At 55.4% G+C, this 18,039-nt stretch carries 17 protein-coding genes; 11 read left to right on the plus strand and 6 right to left on the minus strand.

The genetic code is table 11. The annotated features are described in order from the left end of the window. The first annotated feature begins 70 nt into the window (after positions 1–70). Positions 71–793, plus strand: coding sequence for a purine-nucleoside phosphorylase (gene deoD / locus ACKI5T_RS08130; protein WP_012015954.1), 723 nt, complete (start codon positions 71–73; stop codon positions 791–793). 61 nt (positions 794–854) lie between these two features. Here the strand turns inward: deoD and lplA are convergent, their stop codons facing one another. After that, complete coding sequence (gene lplA, locus ACKI5T_RS08135) at positions 855–1,871, minus strand: lipoate--protein ligase LplA (RefSeq protein WP_407436927.1); 1,017 nt, start codon at positions 1,869–1,871, stop codon at positions 855–857. 39 nt (positions 1,872–1,910) lie between these two features. Continuing rightward, entirely contained in the window at positions 1,911–2,555 is a 645-nt protein-coding gene (locus ACKI5T_RS08140; RefSeq protein ID WP_012015956.1) for a YtjB family periplasmic protein, read from the minus strand. A gap of 117 nt (positions 2,556–2,672) precedes the next feature. Here ACKI5T_RS08140 and serB point away from each other — a divergent pair, with 117 nt between their 5' ends. The 3 genes from serB (at position 2,673) to nadR (ending at position 6,338) form a co-directional block, all read left to right on the plus strand. Next, positions 2,673–3,641 carry a phosphoserine phosphatase gene (gene serB, locus ACKI5T_RS08145; protein WP_133631764.1) on the plus strand — a complete coding sequence of 323 codons (969 nt, stop codon included), beginning with the start codon at positions 2,673–2,675 and terminating at the stop codon, positions 3,639–3,641. A gap of 11 nt (positions 3,642–3,652) precedes the next feature. Further along, complete coding sequence (gene radA / locus ACKI5T_RS08150) at positions 3,653–5,038, plus strand: DNA repair protein RadA (protein ID WP_133631763.1); 1,386 nt, start codon at positions 3,653–3,655, stop codon at positions 5,036–5,038. Between the two features lie 67 nt (positions 5,039–5,105). Beyond that, positions 5,106–6,338 carry a multifunctional transcriptional regulator/nicotinamide-nucleotide adenylyltransferase/ribosylnicotinamide kinase NadR gene (nadR, locus tag ACKI5T_RS08155; RefSeq protein WP_059180193.1) on the plus strand — a complete coding sequence of 411 codons (1,233 nt, stop codon included), beginning with the start codon at positions 5,106–5,108 and terminating at the stop codon, positions 6,336–6,338. A 441-nt stretch (positions 6,339–6,779) separates the two neighbouring features. On the opposite strand, the gene ACKI5T_RS08160 is transcribed toward nadR, so the two are convergent. Beyond that, positions 6,780–7,781, minus strand: a complete 1,002-nt coding sequence (locus ACKI5T_RS08160) for a zinc-binding alcohol dehydrogenase family protein (protein ID WP_407436931.1) — start codon at positions 7,779–7,781, stop codon at positions 6,780–6,782. Between the two features lie 106 nt (positions 7,782–7,887). Here ACKI5T_RS08160 and ACKI5T_RS08165 point away from each other — a divergent pair, with 106 nt between their 5' ends. Then, positions 7,888–8,787, plus strand: coding sequence for a LysR family transcriptional regulator (locus ACKI5T_RS08165; protein WP_407436933.1), 900 nt, complete (start codon positions 7,888–7,890; stop codon positions 8,785–8,787). 96 nt (positions 8,788–8,883) lie between these two features. On the opposite strand, the gene ettA is transcribed toward ACKI5T_RS08165, so the two are convergent. Further along, positions 8,884–10,551: an energy-dependent translational throttle protein EttA gene (gene ettA / locus ACKI5T_RS08170; protein ID WP_012015962.1), complete on the minus strand. Its 1,668-nt coding sequence runs from the start codon at positions 10,549–10,551 to the stop codon at positions 8,884–8,886. A gap of 227 nt (positions 10,552–10,778) precedes the next feature. Between ettA and sltY the strand changes: the two genes are divergently transcribed. After that, positions 10,779–12,716, plus strand: a complete 1,938-nt coding sequence (gene sltY, locus ACKI5T_RS08175; protein ID WP_407436935.1) for a murein transglycosylase — start codon at positions 10,779–10,781, stop codon at positions 12,714–12,716. Between the two features lie 62 nt (positions 12,717–12,778). Beyond that, a complete protein-coding gene (gene trpR / locus ACKI5T_RS08180) occupies positions 12,779–13,108 on the plus strand; it encodes a trp operon repressor (protein WP_041689270.1) in 330 nt (109 codons plus the stop codon). Here trpR and yjjX read toward each other — a convergent pair. Beyond that, positions 13,099–13,614 carry an inosine/xanthosine triphosphatase gene (yjjX, locus tag ACKI5T_RS08185; RefSeq protein ID WP_407436937.1) on the minus strand — a complete coding sequence of 172 codons (516 nt, stop codon included), beginning with the start codon at positions 13,612–13,614 and terminating at the stop codon, positions 13,099–13,101. The genes trpR and yjjX overlap by 10 nt on opposite strands. Positions 13,615–13,663: 49 nt before the next feature. Between yjjX and gpmB the strand changes: the two genes are divergently transcribed. Next, positions 13,664–14,311: a 2,3-diphosphoglycerate-dependent phosphoglycerate mutase GpmB gene (gene gpmB, locus ACKI5T_RS08190; RefSeq protein WP_407436939.1), complete on the plus strand. Its 648-nt coding sequence runs from the start codon at positions 13,664–13,666 to the stop codon at positions 14,309–14,311. Here the strand turns inward: gpmB and robA are convergent. After that, complete coding sequence (robA, locus tag ACKI5T_RS08195) at positions 14,308–15,177, minus strand: MDR efflux pump AcrAB transcriptional activator RobA (protein ID WP_012015967.1); 870 nt, start codon at positions 15,175–15,177, stop codon at positions 14,308–14,310. The two genes, gpmB and robA, sit on opposite strands and share 4 nt — an antisense overlap. Positions 15,178–15,387: 210 nt before the next feature. Here robA and creA point away from each other — a divergent pair, with 210 nt between their 5' ends. From creA to creC, 3 genes are read left to right on the plus strand one after another with little or no spacing between them, the layout of a single operon-like run. Continuing rightward, positions 15,388–15,858: a protein CreA gene (gene creA / locus ACKI5T_RS08200; RefSeq protein WP_012015968.1), complete on the plus strand. Its 471-nt coding sequence runs from the start codon at positions 15,388–15,390 to the stop codon at positions 15,856–15,858. A 14-nt stretch (positions 15,859–15,872) separates the two neighbouring features. Further along, positions 15,873–16,562 carry a two-component system response regulator CreB gene (gene creB / locus ACKI5T_RS08205; RefSeq protein ID WP_407436942.1) on the plus strand — a complete coding sequence of 230 codons (690 nt, stop codon included), beginning with the start codon at positions 15,873–15,875 and terminating at the stop codon, positions 16,560–16,562. Further along, the gene (gene creC, locus ACKI5T_RS08210) at positions 16,562–17,986 is read left to right on the plus strand and encodes a two-component system sensor histidine kinase CreC (protein WP_407436944.1); all 1,425 of its coding nucleotides are present in this window, start codon (positions 16,562–16,564) and stop codon (positions 17,984–17,986) included. The genes creB and creC overlap by 1 nt, the downstream gene beginning before the upstream one ends. Positions 17,987–18,039 lie beyond the last annotated feature (53 nt).

Raw genomic sequence — 18,039 nt, forward strand, 5'->3', positions numbered from 1 at the left:
GGATGAAATCACCGCCTTCCTGTAACGCGAAATCCGCAGGGTATTTCTACTCTTTAAATAAGGATAATTTATGGCTACCCCACATATTAATGCAGAAATGGGCGATTTCGCTGACGTCGTGTTGATGCCTGGCGATCCGCTGCGCGCGAAGCACATTGCTGAAACTTTCCTCGAAGACGTGCGTGAAGTGAACAACGTGCGTGGCATGTTGGGCTTCACCGGGACGTATAAAGGCCGCAAAATCTCCGTAATGGGTCACGGCATGGGTATCCCATCCTGCTCCATTTACACCAAAGAGCTGATCACCGATTTCGGCGTGAAGAAAATCATTCGCGTGGGCTCTTGTGGCGCTGTGCGCATGGACGTGAAACTGCGTGACGTGGTTATCGGTATGGGTGCTTGCACCGATTCCAAAGTAAACCGTATGCGTTTTAAAGATCACGACTTTGCTGCGATCGCTGACTTCGGCATGGTGCGTAACGCGGTTGACGCTGCGAAAGCGCTGGGCGTTGACGCGCGCGTCGGTAACATCTTCTCTGCTGACCTGTTCTACTCTCCGGACGGCGGCGAAATGTTCGACGTGATGGAAAAGTACGGCATCCTGGGCGTGGAAATGGAAGCGGCGGGCATCTACGGCGTTGCGGCCGAGTTCGGTGCGAAAGCGCTGACCATCTGTACCGTGTCTGACCATATCCGTACTCATGAGCAGACTTCTGCTGCTGAGCGTCAGACCACTTTCAACGACATGATCAAAATCGCGCTGGAATCCGTTCTGCTGGGCGATAAAGAGTAATTTTCTCTCTTTCCCGCCCCTCTCCCTGTGGGAGAGGGGCGGGGTGAGGGCATCAGCGCATCTAGCGAACTGCCTGGGCAATCCAATGTGACAGTTCTCTCAGCTCCGTTTCCTGCTCCGGGAAATCCACCACCAGCGCATCACACTCCTGTTTCAGTGTTTCTGCGCGATACTCACAGCCTTGCAAACGTGCCGCCAGCGCCTCCAGCGGTGCCGGATTCAGGCTATCGGTAAACACCTGTGTGCGGGTGATATGACCTCTTTCAACGTCGAAGTGTAGCTCCACGCCGCCCCAGGTGAATCGCTCGTCCAGTAAATGCGAGAAAGCCGGCGCCTGACCAAAATTCCATTCCCAGCTACTCTGACGGGCAAACGTCTCGGCAAAGTTCGGCAGGTCGGGCGTTTTATCCGGAGAGATAATTTCGGCCTCAACGCGCTCGCCGTAGTGTTCAAAGAACGCCTCGCGAATGGCATCGCAGATCTGTTCGTGAGTGATGCCCGGCATTAACTCCACCAGATTCGCCACACGACCGCGCACTGAGGTAATCCCCTTAGCCTGCAGCTTTTTTTTATCCGGATTGAGGTAATTGGCCAGACGGCTTAAGTCGGCGTTGAGCAACAGCGTGCCGTGGTGAAAACCGCGATCTTTGGTTTCGCGATACGCCGAGCCAGACACTTTTCGATCGCCTTCGCGGGTTTTCACCACCAGATCGTTGCGTCCGGAGGCTTCGGCATTGACGCCGAGAGAGTGCAGGGCTTTTAGCACAATGGCCGTGGAAATGGTTTTATCGTACTCCGGTTTACCGGCCATAAAGGTAAAGCAGGTGTTGCCGAGATCGTGGAATACCGCGCCGCCACCGCTGCTGCGACGGGCGAGGCGCACGTTGTCCTCTTCCATACGTCGCGTATTGCACTCTTTCCACGGGTTTTGCGCCCGCCCAATCACTACCGTGTCGGCATTGCGCCACAGGAATAACACGTGCTGGGTGGCAGGCATCTGGCGGAAAATGCACTCTTCCACCGCGAGATTAAACCAGGGATCGTAAGAGTCAGAGATAAGCAGGCGTAACGTCGTCATGGCAGATTTCCTTTTCCGAATCGTTCGCCTACTTTACCATTAATCTTTCTTCTCGCTCTCTTCCTCTTCCGGCACCGATTTGCTGGCGGTGAGCAGGAACGGCGATTGCTGCCAGCGGGTGCGTTTGCCCTGCAACAGCGTACGCGTCAGTACCACGCCGATCGCCAGCGAAAGCAGCAGCATCAGGCGCAAAATATTGGTGGTGTTATCGACCTGTTTGGCCTCTGTCGCCAGGGTGTGGGTATCAAGCGTCAGGCGTAAGTAGCCGAGCGGACCATTTTTGCCCTGAATGGGTTCGACAATTTGCTGGTTAAAATAGCCGCCCGCTTTTTTGCCGTCGAGCGCCAGACGGTCGCGAACATCAACATGTTCGCCCGTGCGCGCAATCAACGCGCCTTGCTCGTCGTACACGCCTGCATCCAGAATCCGGCTATTTTCCGTAATCTGGCGCAACACCTGGCTGATACGTTTATCATCCGGGGTTTCGGTGCGCATCGCGGGAGCGATGGTGATCGTCACCTGGCGCGCGAGCGTTCGGGCCAACTCTTCGAGCTGCGGATTACGCTGTCGCTGGTGATTCTGGCTAAACCAGGACGCCCCTTGCATCAGGGCAACCAGCAGCGCGAGACATGAAAGAACAATCACTGCACGATGAAGCCGGAATTTCAGTTTTGCGCGAGCCATATTCCACCTGCTGAAAATTTACCGCTTAATGTTGCCAGAAGTGATGGTTACAAGGTAGCCTCATGCGTTATTTTCCCCCTGGAACCTTCCGGCGCGAACCAATTTACAGGAGCTTCAATGCCAAACATTACCTGGTGCGACCTGCCTGACGATGTCTCTTTCTGGCCAGGATTGCCGCTTTCTTTAAGTGGCGATGAGGTAATGCCACTGGATTACCATGCTGGCCGTAGCGGCTGGCTGCTGTACGGACGCGGCCTGGATAAGCAACGCCTTACCCAATACCAAACGAAACTTGGTGCCGCGATGGTGATCGTGGCGGCGTGGTGTGTCGAAGATTATCAGGTGCTTCGGCTGGCCGGTTCTCTGACGCAGCGCGCAACCCGTCTGGCGCATGACGCCGGGCTGGACGTCGCCCCGCTGGGTAAAATCCCGCATCTGAAAACGCCGGGCCTGCTGGTGATGGACATGGATTCCACCGCTATTCAGATCGAGTGTATTGATGAGCTCGCTAAACTAGCTGGTAGCGGCGAACTGGTGGCGGAAGTGACCGAGCGTGCGATGCGCGGCGAATTAGATTTTGCCGCCAGCCTGAAGCAGCGCGTCGCCACGCTGAAGGGCGCAGACGCGAATATTCTGCGTCAGGTGCGTGACGAACTGCCGCTGATGCCGGGTCTGACGCAACTGGTGCTCAAGCTCGAAACGCTGGGCTGGAAAGTGGCCATCGCATCGGGTGGGTTTACCTTCTTCGCGGATTATCTGCGCGACAAGCTGCGCCTGACGACGGTGGTCGCCAACGAACTGGAGATCATGGACGGGAAACTGACCGGCCAGGTGATTGGCGATATCGTGGATGCGCAATACAAAGCCAACACGCTGATGCGTCTGGCGGAAAAATACGAAATTCCTGTCGAGCAGACCGTGGCCATTGGCGACGGTGCGAACGATCTGCCGATGATCAAGGTGTCGGGACTTGGCATCGCTTATCATGCCAAGCCAAAAGTGAATGAAAAGACGGAAGTGACTATCCGTCATGCTGACCTGATGGGCGTGTTTTGCATCCTGTCCGGCAGCGTGAATCACAAATAAAGAGGTAAACCATGGCGAAAGCTCCAAAACGCGCATTTGTCTGTAATGAATGTGGTGCGGATTATCCGCGCTGGCAGGGGCAGTGCAGCGCCTGCCAGGCGTGGAATACCATCACTGAAGTGCGTGGTGTGGCCGCTTCGCCAACGGTCGCTCGCAACGAACGCCTGAGCGGCTACGCGGGCAATGCAGGCATTTCTAAAGTTCAGAAACTTTCAGAAATCAGCCTGGACGAAGTGCCGCGCTTTTCTACCGGATTTAAAGAGTTTGACCGCGTGCTGGGCGGCGGCGTCGTGCCGGGCAGTGCGATTCTGATCGGTGGTAATCCGGGGGCGGGTAAATCCACGCTACTGCTGCAAACGCTGTGCAGACTCTCAGAGCAGATGAAAACCCTGTACGTCACGGGCGAAGAGTCCCTGCAGCAGGTGGCGATGCGCGCGCACCGTCTCGGCCTGCCGACTGGTAATCTCAATATGCTCTCGGAAACCAGCATTGAGCAGATCTGCATGATTGCCGAAGAAGAGCAGCCAAAGCTGATGGTGATCGACTCCATTCAGGTGATGCACATGGCGGACATCCAGTCTTCGCCGGGCAGCGTGGCCCAGGTGCGTGAAACCGCGGCCTATCTGACGCGCTTTGCCAAAACGCGCGGCGTTGCGATTGTGATGGTCGGCCATGTCACCAAAGACGGCTCGTTGGCTGGCCCGAAAGTGCTTGAGCACTGTATCGACTGTTCCGTAATGCTGGACGGCGATGCCGATTCCCGCTTTCGCACGCTGCGCAGCCATAAAAACCGTTTCGGTGCGGTGAATGAGCTGGGTGTGTTCGCTATGACCGAACAGGGGCTGCGTGAAGTCAGCAACCCGTCGGCGATTTTCCTGAGCCGCGGTGAAGAAGTCACCTCCGGCAGCTCGGTGATGGTGCTGTGGGAAGGGACGCGTCCGCTGCTGGTCGAGATCCAGGCGTTGGTGGATCAGTCGATGATGGGCAATCCACGCCGCGTCGCGGTGGGCCTGGAGCAAAACCGATTAGCGATTCTGCTGGCGGTATTGCACCGTCATGGCGGTTTGCAAATGGCGGATCAGGATGTTTTCGTGAACGTTGTCGGCGGTGTGAAAGTCACGGAAACCAGTGCCGATCTCGCATTGTTGCTGGCGATGGTGTCCAGTCTGCGCAATCGCCCGTTGCCGCAGGATCTGGTGGTATTTGGTGAAGTCGGGTTGGCCGGGGAAATTCGTCCGGTTCCGAGCGGGCAGGAGCGTATTTCAGAAGCGGCGAAACACGGCTTCCGTCGCGCGATTGTCCCCGCTGCCAATGTGCCGAAAAAAGTGCCGGAAGGGATGAAGGTTTTCCCCGTCAAAAAACTCTCGGATGCACTCAGCGTCTTTGACGACTTATAATTAACCCCGTCATACTTTATTTCCCGGCTGGGTCCGGCCGGGCAAATCCATTTAGCAGGAGGCTCTTGTGTCATCATTTGATTATCTCAAAACCGCGATCCGCCAGAAAGGCTGTACTTTGCAGCAGGTGGCCGAAGCTAGCGGCATGACCAAGGGCTACTTGAGCCAGCTTCTCAATGCCAAAATCAAAAGCCCCAGCGCGCAAAAGCTGGAGGCGTTGCACCGTTTCCTCGGGCTTGAATTCCCACGGATGCAAAAAAATATCGGCGTGGTGTTCGGCAAGTTTTACCCGCTGCATACCGGGCACATCTATTTGATTCAGCGCGCCTGTAGCCAGGTCGATGAGCTGCATATCATCATGGGTTACGACGACACGCGTGACCGTGCCCTGTTTGAAGACAGCGCGATGTCGCAACAGCCGACCGTTTCCGACCGCCTGCGCTGGCTGCTCCAGACCTTTAAATACCAGAAAAATATTCGCATTCATGCCTTTAACGAAGAGGGCATGGAGCCGTATCCGCACGGCTGGGATGTCTGGAGTAACGGCATCAAAGCGTTTATGGAAGAGAAGGGGATTACGCCTAACTGGATCTACACCTCTGAAGAGTCTGATGCCCCGCAGTTCCGCGAGCATTTAGGCACTGAAACGGTGCTTATCGATCCTAAGCGTACCTTTATGAATATCAGCGGCGGACAGATTCGCGAAAACCCGTTCCGCTACTGGGACTATATTCCAACGGAAGTGAAGCCGTTCTTTGTGCGCACGGTGGCGATTCTGGGTGGTGAATCGAGCGGTAAGTCGACGCTGGTGAATAAGCTCGCCAATATCTTTAACACCACCAGTGCGTGGGAATACGGGCGTGATTACGTTTTCTCGCACCTTGGCGGCGACGAGATGGCGCTCCAGTATTCCGATTACGATAAAATCGCGCTGGGACATGCACAGTACATTGATTTCGCGGTGAAATACGCCAATAAAGTGGCGTTTGTGGATACTGATTTTGTGACGACTCAGGCGTTTTGTAAAAAGTACGAAGGGCGTGAGCATCCGTTCGTACAAGCGCTGATTGATGAGTACCGCTTTGACCTGGTGATCCTGCTGGAAAACAACACGCCTTGGGTGGCCGATGGGATGCGCAGCCTGGGCAGCTCGGTCGACAGAAAAGAGTTCCAGACCATGCTGGTGGAGATGCTGCACGAAAATAACGTTGAGTTTGTGCATGTGGAAGAGTCAGATTATGACAACCGCTTCCTGCGCTGCGTTGAGCTGGTGAAAGGATTGATGGGCGAGCAGGGGTAAATTATCCCCCTCACCCCAGCCCTCTCCCAATGGGAGAGGGTGAAAGCTATCCCCGAGCATTCCCTTTCCCTTGGGGAAAGGGTGAGAGCTAACCCCGAGCGTTCCCTTTCCCTTGGGGAGAGGGTGAAAGCTATCCCCGAGCATTCCCTTTCCCTTGGGGAAAGGGTGAGAGCTAACCCCGAGCGTTCCCTTTCCCTTGGGGAAAGGGTGAAAGCTATCCCCGAGCGTTCCCTTTCCCTTGGGGAAAGGGTGAAAGCTATCCCCGAGCGTTCCCTTTCCCTTGGGGAAAGGGTGAAAGCTAACCCCGAGCGTTCCCTTTCCCTTGGGGAAAGGGTGAAAGCTAACCCCGAGCGTTCCCTTTCCCTTGGGGAAAGGGTGAAAGCTAACCCCGAGTATTCCCTCTCCCTTTGGGAGAGGGTTAGGGTGAGGGAACCAGACAACTCAGAATGCCACCACCACTTTCCCTCGCATATGCCCGTCCAGCACTTTTCGGTGCGCTTGCGTGATGCTCTCCACGCTCAAACCATGTAGCGTTTCGCTGAGCGAACTCTCCACCACACCATCATCCACAAGCTTTGCCACCTCATTTAAAATCTCGCCCTGACGCGCCATATCTGCGGTCTGATACATGCTGCGGGTGTACATAAATTCCCAGTGCAGCGCGGCGGATTTTGACTTCAGCGCGTTTTGATCCAGCGGACGATCGTTCTCCACGATGCTGCAAATATGTCCCTGCGGGGCAATCAGCTCACCCACGGCAGCCCAATGACCGTCGGTATCATTGAGAATGAAAATGTAATCCACGAATGTGATGTCGTGTTTCGCCAGTTCACCCTGGAGATCGCGGTAGTTCACCACCAGATCCGCACCGCGATCCCGACACCACTGCGCGGAATCCTCCCGAGATGCCGTAGCGATCACTTTAACGTTGCTGTTGTGCTTCGCAAACGGGATCGCCAGCGATCCTACTCCGCCCGCACCGCCGATAATCAGCAGTGTTTTGCCCGCACCGGCATACTGAATGTTCAGACGCTCAAACAGTCCTTCCCACGCGGTCAGGGCCGTTAATGGCAACGCGGCGGCGGACGCCCAGTCAAGACGGGTTGGCTTGCGGCCGACAATCCGTGCGTCGATAAGCTGGTGGCTGGTGTTACTGCCTGGACGAGTGATATCTCCCGCATACCACACTTCATCGCCGGGCTTGAATTGCGTGACGCCTGCACCGACGGCTTTGACGATCCCACTGGCATCCCATCCCAGAATACGCGGTGCCTGCAGACCGTTTTTCACGATACCGGCATGGACTTTGGTATCAACCGGGTTGATGGAAACCGCTTTCACTTCGACCAGCAGATCGTGTTCACCCGGCTGCGGCATAGGTTGCGTGATTTCAATGAATGTTGCCGGTGCGTTCGGGTTCACGGCGATGGCTTTAACTGACATGGTGAGCTCCTCATGAATGACGTTATGTTGAGGCTAGTCTATTCAGCCGCCAGACGCGTGATAAGATGGACAATCAAGAACGAAGTGTTCACTCAGGATGAACAGTATGTTTAAACAGCTTCAGGATATGGCCCTTTTTGCGCTGGTGGCAGAGATGGGCAGCTTTACTGCCGCCGCGCGTAAAGCGGGTTTACCGAAGTCCAGCGTGAGCCAGCGCGTGAGCCAGCTTGAGCAGCAGGTGGGTATCCGGCTGCTCAATCGAACCACCCGCAAGCTCAACCTGACGTTTGCGGGCGAGCACTATCTGGTGCATTGCCGCGAGATGCTGACGGCGAGCGAACGCGCGGAATACGCCATTCAGCGCCTGCGTGATAATCCCAGCGGGCGACTGCGCATTACCTGTCCTGCGGGGATTGGAGCAACGCTGCTGGCGCATCTGAACGCTGATTTTCAGCGCCGTTATCCTGATGTGTCGCTTGATGTCTGTATTTCTGACGATTTGCTTGATCTGGTGGAATCCGGTTTTGACGTGGCTCTTCGCACCGGTAAGCCGCAAGACTCGTCATTGATTGGCCGCATGATTGGTCACTGCCCGCGCTATATACTCGCGTCACCTGACTATCTGGCACGCTGTGAGCCGCTGGAACACCCGCGCCAGCTCGTTGAGCATCGTTGCATCACGCACAAAGCCTGGCCGGAGTGGCTGCTACGCCGCGAAAGCGAAGACTATCGCCATCTGCCGGATAATGCGCACATCAGCGATAACCTGGTGTATGCCCGCGAAAGCGCCATCGCAGGGGCAGGGATTACGCTGTTACCGGCATTTTTGCTGGAGGATAAACTTGAGAATGGCGCGCTGGTACAGGTGTTACCGGAGTGGAACGTCGAGGGCAATGAGCTGTGGCTGGCGTATCCAAGCCGTAAGCTGAACTCTCCCGCGCTGATGAGCTATGTGGATTTTGCGCTGCAGTACGACGAGGTGAAACGGTTTTATGTGAGTGGTTAGTTCTCGTTCTGCGTGGTCTGATGCCCTCACCCCGGCACCTTCCCACAGGGAGAGGGCGAAAAACTAAAAACGGCAACCGAGGTTGCCGTTTTGTTTTTACTTGGAGATACGCTTGTACTTGATACGCTTAGGCTCCAGCGCGTCTGCGCCCAGCGTGCGTTTCTTGTACTCTTCGTATTCGGTGAAGTTCCCTTCGAAGAACTCCACTTTACCTTCATCCTGATAATCCAGAATGTGGGTCGCTACGCGGTCAAGGAACCAACGGTCATGCGAGATAACCATTGCACAGCCTGGGAACTCCAGCATGGCGTTTTCCAGCGCACGCAGGGTTTCGATGTCCAGGTCGTTGGTTGGTTCATCGAGCAGCAATACGTTACCGCCAACCTGCAACAGCTTCGCCAGATGCAGACGACCACGCTCACCACCGGACAGTTCGCCGACGCGTTTACCCTGATCAACACCTTTGAAGTTGAAGCGGCCAACGTAGGCGCGGCTTGGCATTTCGGTGTTGCCGATACGCATGATATCTTGCCCGCCGGACACTTCTTCCCAGACGGTTTTGCTGTTATCCATTGAATCACGGAATTGATCAACGGAGGCCAGTTTCACGGTCTCGCCAAGCGTAATCGTACCGCTGTCAGGCTGTTCCTGACCGGACATCATGCGGAACAGCGTTGATTTACCCGCGCCGTTCGGGCCGATGATCCCGACAATCGCGCCTTTTGGCACGGAGAAGCTCAGGTCGTCAATCAGCAGGCGATCGCCGTAGGATTTACGCAGATTGTTCACTTCAACGACTTTATCGCCCAGACGTGCTCCTGGTGGGATAAACAGTTCGTTGGTTTCGTTACGTTTCTGGTATTCGGAACTGTTCAGTTCTTCAAAGCGAGCCAGACGGGCTTTGCCCTTAGACTGACGGCCTTTCGCGCCCTGACGAACCCACTCCAGCTCTTTCTCAATCGACTTGCGACGAGCCGCTTCCTGAGAAGCTTCCTGTGCCAGGCGCTGATCTTTCTGCTCCAGCCAGGAGGAGTAGTTGCCTTCCCACGGAATACCTTCACCGCGGTCAAGTTCCAGAATCCAGCCCGCAACGTTATCGAGGAAGTAACGGTCGTGGGTAATTGCCACCACGGTGCCCTCGAAGTCGTGCAGGAAGCGCTCAAGCCACGCCACGGATTCAGCATCCAGGTGGTTCGTTGGTTCGTCGAGCAGCAGCATGTCTGGCTTTTCCAGCAGCAGACGGCACAGCGCGACGCGGCGGCGTTCACCACCGGAGAGTTTTTCAACTTTCGCGTCCCAGTCCGGCAGACGCAGGGCATCGGCCGCACGCTCCAGCTGTACGTTCAGGTTGTGACCGTCGTGCGCCTGGATAATTTCTTCAAATTTACCCTGTTGCGCCGCCAGCTTGTCGAAATCAGCGTCCGGCTCAGCGTACTTCGCGTACACCTCATCCAGACCTTTCAGCGCGTTAACCACTTCAGAAACGGCTTCTTCGATGGATTCACGTACTGTGTGTTCCGGGTTCAGCTTTGGTTCCTGTGGCAGGTAACCGATTTTGAGACCAGGCTGTGGGCGAGCTTCACCTTCGATATCGGTATCGATGCCCGCCATGATGCGCAGCAGGGTGGACTTACCGGCACCGTTGAGACCCAGAACACCGATTTTTGCGCCCGGGAAGAAGCTCAGCGAGATATTTTTCAGAATATGACGTTTCGGCGGAACGACTTTGCCGACACGATGCATGGTATAAACGAATTGAGCCACGTGGACTTCGCCTCTTTTATAGTAGAGAAAATAGAATTCAGCTGCGAAGTGTAGCCTTTTTCAGTGGCTAATCCCAGCCAGGAACTTCGGGAGTGTTAAAACGCGCAAGAAAGGTAAAAAAGTGTCCGCGGCGTGGCGCGTTGTGGTACTCCTGGTTAGCATAAGTGAATGACATTTTTGACGTGGCACGACGCTACAACTGAAATCAACAATATGAAGGAGAGCTTGTGGAAAAAGCCAAACAGGTGGTCTGGCGTCTGCTGGCTGCCAGCGTGTGCGTGCTGACGATAAGCAACGCCGCGCGAGCTGATTCACTGGATGAACAACGTAACCGCTATGCACAAATCAAGCAGGCGTGGGACAGTAAACAGATGGATACCGTGCAGGCCTTGATGCCCACTCTGAAAGATTATCCTCTGTACCCGTATCTTGAATATCGTCAAATCACTGACGATCTGATGAACCAGCCGACGGTCACCGTCGCGAATTTTATTCAGGCAAACCCAACGCTGCCGCCCGCCCGCACGCTGCAATCACGTTTTGTGAACGAGCTGGCGCGACGTGAAGACTGGCGCGGTTTGCTGGCGTTCAGCCCGGACAAACCGGGAACGACTGAAGCGCAGTGTAATTACTACTATGCCAAGTGGAATACCGGACAAGCCGAAGAGGCGTGGAACGGCGCGAAAGAGCTGTGGCTGTCGGGTAAGAGTCAGCCGAATGCCTGTGATTCACTGTTCGGCGCGTGGCGCGCGTCCGGTAAACAGGATCCGCTGGCCTATCTCGAGCGCATTCGTCTGGCGATGAAAGCGGGCAATACGCGCCTGGTCACCACGCTTGCGGGGCAAATGCCATCGGACTACCAAACGATTTCTACCGCCGTGATCCAGTTGGCGAACGATCCTAACTCGGTGATGACGTTTGCCCGTTCAACCGGCGCGACCGATTTTACCCGCCAGATGGCCGCTGTGGCCTTTAGCAGCGTGGCGCGCAATGACGTTGAAAATGCCCGGTTGATGATTCCGCAACTGATGCAGGTGCAGCAGTTGAATGACGATCAAACCCAGGAGCTGCGCGATATCGTGGCGTGGCGTTTGATGGGGACAGACGTCACCGATGAGCAAGCACGCTGGCGTGACGACGCGATTATGCGTTCCAATTCCACTTCGCTGGTGGAGCGCCGGGTGCGTATGGCGCTGGGCACGGGCGATCGTCGTGGCTTAAATACCTGGCTATCACGTCTGCCGATGGATGCGAAAGAGAAAGACGAATGGCGCTACTGGCAGGCTGATTTGCTGATAGAGCGCGGCCGCGAAGGTGAAGCGAAAGAGATCCTGCATTCGCTGATGCTGCAGCGTGGTTTCTACCCGATGGCTGCGGCGCAGCGTCTGGGCGAAGAGTACCAGCTTAAAATCGACAAAGCGCCGGCGAATGCCAGCCCGGCGCTGGTTCAAGGGCCGGAAATGGCGCGCGTGCGCGAGCTGATGTACTGGAATATGGACAATACCGCGCGCAGCGAATGGGCCAATCTGGTCACCAGCCGCACGACGGATGAAAAGGCCCAGCTGGCACGTTATGCCTTTGATAATCGTTGGTGGGATCTGAGCGTGCAGGCGACGATCGCCGGTAAGCTATGGGATCATCTTGAAGAGCGTTTCCCGCTGGCCTACAAAGATCTGTTCGATCGCTACACCAGCGGAAAAGACATTCCGAAGAGTTATGCGATGGCGATTGCCCGTCAGGAGAGCGCCTGGAATCCGAAAGTGCGCTCACCGGTGGGGGCCAGCGGCCTGATGCAAATCATGCCCGGCACCGCGACGCATACGGTGAAGATGTTTAACATTCCAGGTTACAGCAGCCCTTCGCAGCTGTTGGATCCGGACACCAACATCAATATTGGCACCAGCTATTTGCAGTACGTTTATCAGCAGTTTGGTGAGAACCGCATCTTCGCATCGGCGGCGTATAACGCCGGGCCTGGGCGCGTGCGTACCTGGCTGGGGAACAGTGCCGGACGCATTGACGCCGTGGCGTTTGTCGAGAGTATTCCATTCTCTGAAACGCGCGGCTATGTGAAAAATGTGATGGCCTATGACGCCTACTACCGCTACTTCATGGGGCAGAAAGATACCCTGATGAGCGATGCGGAGTGGGAGCGACGTTACTGATTGGCGTGGGTTGTGTTATGCTGTACTCGTCAAAGAGTACAATGGAAAAACGGCGGCATAACATGACCCAGAATTCCCCTTATTCATCGGCGATGGCCGAACAGCGCAATCAGGAGTGGCTTCGCTTTGTGGAGCTGCTTCGCCAGTCCTATGAACACGATCTGCATTTACCCCTGATGCAGCTGATGCTCACGCCTGATGAACGTGAAGCATTGGGCACGCGGGTGCGCATTATTGAAGAATTACTGCGGGGCGAGATGAGCCAGCGCGAGTTGAAAACCGAGCTGGGCGCGGGCATCGCAACGATTACCCGCGGGTCGAATAGCCTGAAATCCGCACCGGTTGAACTGCGTCAGTGGCTGGAGTCGGTCCTGTTAGGCGTTCAGCGATAAATCGCGTTGTGAAACGGACTTAACGCCAGAATAACAGCCTGATGGTACACGCTTGAGCGCGTCAGTGCGCCTGCGGTAAACACGCCGATGGCCCCTTCTTTGCGGCCAATTTCGTCGATGCCGGTGTACTGTGACATCACCGGGCCGAGGGCTTCACCTGCTCGTACTTTTTCCAGAATGATGGCGGGCAGCGGCAATGTGGCGGAACGCGCTTCTCCGCGCTGCTCGCGGTTTTCAATCACCACCCAGCTAAACGTTGCGCCGTCGTCAATTCCCGCTTCTATCGCCACCCAAAAATCGGCATCAGGGCGCAGCGCTTTTGCGTTGAGGACGCGATTTCGTGCGCCAGCCCGCGTTTCCTCACTGCCAAACGGCTGTTCAGGGACACCACTCTCGACGGCGACAGCCTCGATATGGCAGGATCCTTCGCCGAAGATCTCCTCAAATGCCCTTAGAATTGCCTGAATTTTGGCAGGATTGGTGGTAGCGGAGACAACCTGGTGCATAATTAAGCTCAGTTTAAAAAAATTCATCGCAGTATAACGGAAAAATAGCATGTTACAGGTTTACCTTGTTCGCCACGGTGAAACGCAGTGGAACGCCGAGCGACGTATTCAAGGGCAGTCAGACAGTCCTCTCACCGCGAAAGGTGAGCAACAAGCGCGGCAAGTGGCAGAACGTGCCAGAACGTTAGGCATCACGCACATCATTGCCAGCGATCTCGGTCGTACCCAGCAAACGGCGCGCATTATCGCCGATGCCTGTGGCTGCGACATCATCCTCGATCCGCGTCTGCGCGAACTCGACATGGGCGTGCTGGAAAAACGCCATGTGGATTCTTTGACTGACGAGGAGGAGGGCTCGCGTCGTACGCTGGTGAACGGAACGGAAGATGGCCGCATTCCTGATGGTGAGTCCATGCAGGAGCTGAGCGTGCGCGTGCAGGCGGCTCTGGCGGATTGCCTGAAATTGCCAGAAGGCAGTCGTCCGCTGCTGGTGAGCCACGGCATTGCGCTGGGTTGTCTGGTGAGTACGATTCTTGGATTGCCGGCCTATGCGGAGCGCCGTTTGCGTCTGCGCAACTGCTCTATTTCTCGCATCGACTATCAGGAAAGCCCATGGCTGGCGTCTGGTTGGGTGGTGGAAATGGCAGGGGACATCTCGCATCTGGACGCCCCTGCACTGGATGAGCTACAGCGCTAGCGGCGAATCGGAACCAGGTATTCCATACGCAGATCGATTGGGCGTTCTTCCGGCTTCACATCGCTTGTCGGATAGTAACGCTCAATGTCCTGACCTTTACGGCGGTTCAGATTCAGCATTGGCATGCAGGTTCCGTAAACGGTCAGGATGAATTCCTGAACGCCCGTGCCCAGCCCTTCATAGGTGAACATTACGTAGTCACCGCCTTCAAGCACCACCGGTTTCGATCCCTGAACATAGCCATTTGCCATTTCTGGGGTGAGTGCGGTGGTGTAAAACACTTCCTGTTCGTCGTCTTTTTCCTGGCTTGGATGCGTCTGGTTCAGACCATACAGCAGCGGCGGAATGGCCGGCGCGTGGCTCAGGAAATCGCGCCAGAACTGCACACGCATTTGATGACGGAATTCGGAAATCTGCTCAAGCGAACAGGTGTAGCTTTGCGTGGTGCCTATGAGGTGCGTTTCGGGCAACGTGACAAACTCATGTTTCGGCATGGCGAATTCACCCAGACGCAGCGGCGGACGCATACCGAACGAGCTCCAGTCGGGCGAGCGGCGATAGAGCGCAGGCGTCAACGAGAACTGTTTTTTAAAGGCGCGGGTGAATGTTTGTTGCGAGTCGAAACGGTATTGCAGGGCAATATCCAGAATCGGACGTGCCGTCAGGCGCAGAGCGACGGCAGATTTTGACAGTCGACGCGCACGAATATAGGCACCGATGGCATGACCGGTGACATCTTTGAACATCCTTTGCAGATGCCACTTGGAATAGCCTGCTTTAGCCGCCACATTATCCAGTGACAATGGCTGGTCAAGATGACCTTCCAGCCAGGTAAGCAGATCGCGAATAATTCCAGCCTGATCCATATACTATCCTCATCCTTAAAACAGCAGGTGCCTGATAACAGGGTAGCGGATAATAGCATTTTTGATGTTTTAGCATTCGGTGTTTTTTTTGCGCATTCATGCTTTTTGCCGCACATTATCGGGATGAATTTTTTAATCCTGTGATCTTGCTAGGTTTTTATCTGGATTATTGAATAATCGCTAAATGCAATTTTAAAAAATGGTAACAATATGAAATACAAGACATTGATCTTCACCGCTCTGATGGTATTGGTCGGGCGTACCGCGTTCGCAGAAGAAGTGGGTTCCGTTGACACCGTATTTAAAGTCTTTGGTCCGGACCACAAAATTGTCGTCGAAGCCTTTGACGATCCCGACGTCAAGAACGTCACGTGCTACATCAGTCGCGCCAAAACGGGCGGCATTAAAGGTGGGCTTGGCCTGGCAGAAGATACGGCTGATGCGGCGATCTCTTGCCAGCAGGTCGGGCCGGTGGAGTTGAGCGACAAAATCAAAAACGGTAAAGCGCAGGGTGACGTCGTGTTCCAGAAACGCACCTCTCTGGTGTTCAAAAAACTCCAGGTCGTGCGTTTTTACGATGCGAAGCGCAACACGTTAGCCTATCTGGCGTACTCGGATAAAGTGGTCGAAGGCTCGCCGAAAAACGCGCTGAGCGCAGTACCGATTATGCCGTGGCGTTAATGCAGGGAATCACGATGCAGCAACCGTTGATTTGGCTGGTAGAAGATGAGATCAGCATTGCCGAGACGCTCATTTACATGCTTTCGCAGGAAGGATTCGCCGTGAAAGCCTTTGAGCGTGGGCTTCCTGCGCTGGATGAGGCGCGTCGGCAGGCTCCGGCGCTGGCCATTCTCGACGTGGGGCTGCCGGATATCAGCGGTTTTGAGCTGTGCCGTCAGCTCCTGGCGCAGCATCCGTCGCTGCCGGTGCTGTTTCTCACGGCACGAAGTGATGAAGTGGATAAGCTGCTTGGCCTGGAAATGGGGGCGGATGACTACGTCGCTAAACCCTTTTCTCCCCGCGAAGTCTGCGCGCGTGTCAGAACCATTTTACGACGAATGCAAAAGTCTGCTGCGCCTTCTGACATCGTCCGCATTGGTCAATTCGAGCTTAACGAGCCTGCGGCCCACATCAGCTGGTGCGGGCACGCTTTGCCGCTCACACGGTATGAATTTTTACTGCTGAAAACCTTGCTGAACGCGCCTGGCCGCGTTTTTTCTCGCCAGCAGTTGATGGACAAAGTCTGGGGCGATGAGGGCGACAGTTTTGATCGCACGGTCGATACCCATATCAAAACCCTGCGTGCCAAGCTGCGCGCCATTAATGCTGATCTTTCGCCGATCAGCACTCATCGCGGAATGGGCTACAGCCTGGGATTGTACTGATGCGCATCGGTATGCGGTTGTTATTGGGCTATTTCCTGATTGTGGCGATTGCCGCGTGGTTTGTGCTGTCGATATTTGTCCAGGAAGTGAAGCCTGGCGTGCGCAGGGCTACGGAAGGGACGTTGATTGATACCGCCACTCTGCTGGCAGAAGTTGGACGTGACGATTTGCTGTCAGGCGCTGCGCAAAATGGCCGATTGGCGCAGGCGTTCTCGCAGCTCCATTTGCGTCCGTTTCGCGCCAACATTGGCGGCATCCATAAAGTGCGCAACGAATATCACGTGTACATGACGGATGCGCAGGGCAGGGTGGTGTTCGATTCGGCCGGCAAAGCGCTCGGCGAAGATTATTCGCGCTGGAACGATGTGTGGAAAACGTTGCGTGGCGACTATGGCGCGCGTAGCACGCAAATTAACCCTGACGATCCGCAAAGCACTGTGATGTATGTCGCCGCGCCTATTATTGACCACGGAAAGATTATTGGCGTGTTATCGGTAGGCAAACCAAACAGCGCGATGGCACCGGTTATCCATCGCAGTGAGCGCCGGATTTTATGGGCTGGCGCGGCGCTACTGGGTATCGCCCTGCTGATTGGGCTGGTGGTGGCGTGGTGGATTAATCGCTCAATCAGTTCACTGTCGCGCTATGCCGATTCGGTGACGACGGATACCCCTCTTCCGCTGCCCGATCCGGGAAGTAGCGAACTGCGCAAGCTGGCGCAGGCACTGGAAAACATGCGCATTCGCCTCGAAGGCAAAAATTATATTGAACACTACGTTCACGCCTTGACCCACGAGCTGAAAAGCCCGCTGGCGGCCATTCGCGGTTCGGCTGAGATTCTGGCGGAACAGCCGCCACCGCAGGTTGCCGCGCGGTTTGTCGATAATATTCTGGTGCAAAACGCACGCATGCAGTCGCTGGTTGAGAAACTCCTTGAGCAGGCGCGGCTGGAAAATCGCGTGGAGATCACGCCTGATAGCGTGAATATCGATGCCCTGTTTACACGTTTGAGCACGGCGCGCGCGGCGTTACTCGCTGCCAAAAATATCACTCTGAACTCGAAAAATTCCTTAACGGCAGTCGAAGGCGACGAGGATTTACTCGAGCAGGCGCTCGGTAATCTGCTGGATAATGCACTCGATTTTACCCCCGAAGGGGGAAGCATCGAGCTTGCTGCCCGTGAGGTGCACAAAAAAGTGCAACTGAGCGTGACCGATAGCGGCAGCGGCATTCCTGAGTACGCACATACCCGCATTTTTGAGCGCTTTTATTCGCTCCCGCGTGACAATGGGCTGAAAAGCAGTGGACTGGGGCTGGCCTTTGTCCAGGAAGTCGCCCGTCTGCACCATGGCGATATCCAGCTTCGCAACCGCGAAGAAGGCGGCGTCGAGGCGTTACTGACACTTCACCGTCCCTTCACATAACTTCAAACTGACCGCACATAGCCCCGTTACGCTCCTTTCATCACAAAGGAGAA

Origin of the sequence: Lelliottia sp., from assembly GCF_045627565.1 — a bacterium.
Classification (GTDB): Bacteria; Pseudomonadota; Gammaproteobacteria; order Enterobacterales; family Enterobacteriaceae; genus Enterobacter.

Coding starts and splice junctions, on each gene's coding strand:
- creC (WP_407436944.1), top strand. CDS start 16,562: ATGCGCATCGGTATGCGGTTGTTATTGGGCTATTTCCTGATTGTGGCG.
- creA (WP_012015968.1), top strand. CDS start 15,388: ATGAAATACAAGACATTGATCTTCACCGCTCTGATGGTATTGGTCGGG.
- ACKI5T_RS08160 (WP_407436931.1), bottom strand. CDS start 7,781: ATGTCAGTTAAAGCCATCGCCGTGAACCCGAACGCACCGGCAACATTC.
- yjjX (WP_407436937.1), bottom strand. CDS start 13,614: ATGCACCAGGTTGTCTCCGCTACCACCAATCCTGCCAAAATTCAGGCA.
- radA (WP_133631763.1), top strand. CDS start 3,653: ATGGCGAAAGCTCCAAAACGCGCATTTGTCTGTAATGAATGTGGTGCG.
- ACKI5T_RS08165 (WP_407436933.1), top strand. CDS start 7,888: ATGTTTAAACAGCTTCAGGATATGGCCCTTTTTGCGCTGGTGGCAGAG.
- serB (WP_133631764.1), top strand. CDS start 2,673: ATGCCAAACATTACCTGGTGCGACCTGCCTGACGATGTCTCTTTCTGG.
- ACKI5T_RS08140 (WP_012015956.1), bottom strand. CDS start 2,555: ATGGCTCGCGCAAAACTGAAATTCCGGCTTCATCGTGCAGTGATTGTT.
- lplA (WP_407436927.1), bottom strand. CDS start 1,871: ATGACGACGTTACGCCTGCTTATCTCTGACTCTTACGATCCCTGGTTT.
- deoD (WP_012015954.1), top strand. CDS start 71: ATGGCTACCCCACATATTAATGCAGAAATGGGCGATTTCGCTGACGTC.
- trpR (WP_041689270.1), top strand. CDS start 12,779: ATGACCCAGAATTCCCCTTATTCATCGGCGATGGCCGAACAGCGCAAT.
- robA (WP_012015967.1), bottom strand. CDS start 15,177: ATGGATCAGGCTGGAATTATTCGCGATCTGCTTACCTGGCTGGAAGGT.
- creB (WP_407436942.1), top strand. CDS start 15,873: ATGCAGCAACCGTTGATTTGGCTGGTAGAAGATGAGATCAGCATTGCC.
- gpmB (WP_407436939.1), top strand. CDS start 13,664: ATGTTACAGGTTTACCTTGTTCGCCACGGTGAAACGCAGTGGAACGCC.